This window comes from Catellatospora sp. NPDC049609 (assembly GCF_040675365.1).
GTDB lineage: Bacteria > Actinomycetota > Actinomycetes > Mycobacteriales > Micromonosporaceae > Catellatospora.
In genome coordinates this window covers 1-2,073 of record NZ_JBFAOU010000419.1, presented here as the reverse complement: position 1 = coordinate 2,073, position 2,073 = coordinate 1, and the positions used below count along the sequence as shown (strand labels likewise).

The following is a 2,073-nucleotide window of genomic DNA, read 5'->3' as shown; positions in this document are numbered from 1 at the left end:
CATCTTCGACAGGCCGTAGTGGGCTTGCAGCCGTTCGATGGTCACGGTTTCTCCTGGTCGCGCAGGGCGGCGTAGTTGACGCGTTCGGCCAGGACTCGGTCGTGGACGGCGTCGATCAGTTGCAGGTAGTTGATGCCGGTCGCGGCGGGCGGGTCGTCGGGGGCGTGTTCGGGTCGGGCTTTGGGGTGCGCGTGGCGGCCGATGCGGAACGCGACGGCCAGGCCGTGGCTGCGGCCGTGGTGGCGGACCTCGATGTCGGTGAGGTCGAACGGGTCGAAGACGAGTTCGACCTTGCGGCCGGTCAGGATCGGGTCGACCTGGTAGGTGTTGTTGTGCAGCGACACCGTGGCGGTCTTGGTGACGGTGCGCTGCGTCGACCACAAGAACGCCTCCCGCAGCTGACCCGGGGTCGGGGTGGGCAGCGGATGCGCGACGCCGTCGCGCCAGCGGGCCAGCGGCGCGGCGCCGGTGCCCGAGTGCGCGGTGGTGTGGTAGATCGTCTCGACCCATGCGGTGAACAACCGGTTGAGCGTGGCCAGGTCGGCGACCTGCGCCTCGGTGTCGTCGCCGGCGGGTAGCTCGACGAGGAACTGCTCTCTGACGGTCCGGAAGAATCTTTCGATCTTGCCTCTGCCCTGAGGGCGACCCGGGGTGGAGTGCACGAGCTTGATCCCCAGGCTGGCGCAGGCGCGTAGCAGCCACGAGTCGACGAACGCCGACCCGTTGTCCACGTAAATCGACCCCGGAACACCTCGCGCGGCCAGCGCGGGGCGCAGCGCCGCTGCCAGGCGGATCGTGTCCTCGGCGAACCCGAACCGGTGGCCCATCACCGCCCGGGAGTGGTCGTCGATGAACGCGAACAGATACGTCTTGCGCCCGGCCACGCGCGGGCCATGCAACGCGTCGCCGGTCCACAACTCGTTCGGCCGGGATGCCTCGAACCTGCCGAACACCGCCGGCGACTCCTGCTGCGGCGGGGCGGTCAGGCCGAGGCGGTCGAAGTGGCGCTGCAGCGTGCGTTCCGACGGCGCCCACCCGGTCGCCGCGATCATGATCCGCCGGACCTGGGTGGCGGTGCGGGCCGGGTTCTCCCGCTTCAACCCGCCGGCCATGTCCAACACTTCGGCCGGGGTGCGGGCGGTGACCTGCGCCGGCCGCGGGACCAGCGCGGCGAACCCGCCCTGGCGGAACCAGCGCGCCCACCGGTCGATCGTGTTGCGGGCCACCACGACCTTGTCCCCGAACGGGCCGTCATGCTCGGTCGCAGCGATCTGGCGCACCAGGACACCGCGCTGGCGGGTCGACAGGCCCGGGTCGATCACCTCCTGGATCAGCGTGTATCTGAACAACGCGACCTTGCGGGCCCGTTCGGCCCGCACCCGCGCATCGTATTCGTGGACGTTCAACCCCTCCACCTCCCGTTTCGTCTGCCGCCGAGGTGCGGCATCAGACGAAACGGGCCGCCACCGCCCTCATCGCGGCACCGGCCAGGGCGCACTGGTGTTGATCGGCAGGACCAGCAGATCCGGTGACAGCAACCGGCCGTCGGTGACCGCGGCGGCCACCCGCCAGGGCGACACGGTGAGCACCGGCAACCCCCACCGACGGGCCACCGCGCCGGCAGCTGCCACGATCGCCGCGGCCGCGTCGGCGATCACCGACCCGGCCGCCGCCGGCGGCACCGGATCAGCATCAACATCGACCAGCACCTGCGTGAACAGCCGCCGCAGCAACTCAGCCCGCCCAGCGAACCTGGCCAGCCAGCCGCGCACCGTCGAACGAGCCCGGCCCACCACGCCAGCCACCCGTCGGCTGCCTGCCCCCGCCGCCTTCGCGACCAGCCCGGCGCCGATCACCTCGACCGCGTCCGCGCGGCGGACCAGCGCATTCACCCCCAGGAGCACATGCGACCGGCCGCACGCCGCGCACCGGGCCCGCCGCGGCCGCACCCGCGCCCGCCCAGACGGCGTACGCAGCGAACGCGGCCGGGCGAACCCCCACGGCCGCAGCACCCCCGAACACGACACGCCATCTGCCCCGCGAGCAGCCTCTTCTCGACGGCCGCCGTATCCA

General features: G+C 72.0%; 2 protein-coding genes. Both read right to left on the bottom strand.

Annotated elements, in window-relative coordinates; all coding sequences use genetic code 11:
• Positions 1-41 precede the first annotated feature (41 nt).
• Complete coding sequence (locus AB0J67_RS40790) at positions 42-1,379, bottom strand: DDE-type integrase/transposase/recombinase (RefSeq protein WP_363491141.1); 1,338 nt, start codon at positions 1,377-1,379, stop codon at positions 42-44.
• Between the two features lie 93 nt (positions 1,380-1,472).
• Positions 1,473-1,892 (bottom strand): hypothetical protein, encoded by a 420-nt coding sequence (locus AB0J67_RS40785; RefSeq protein WP_363491139.1) that lies wholly within the window; start codon positions 1,890-1,892, stop codon positions 1,473-1,475.
• Positions 1,893-2,073: the final 181 nt, after the last annotated feature.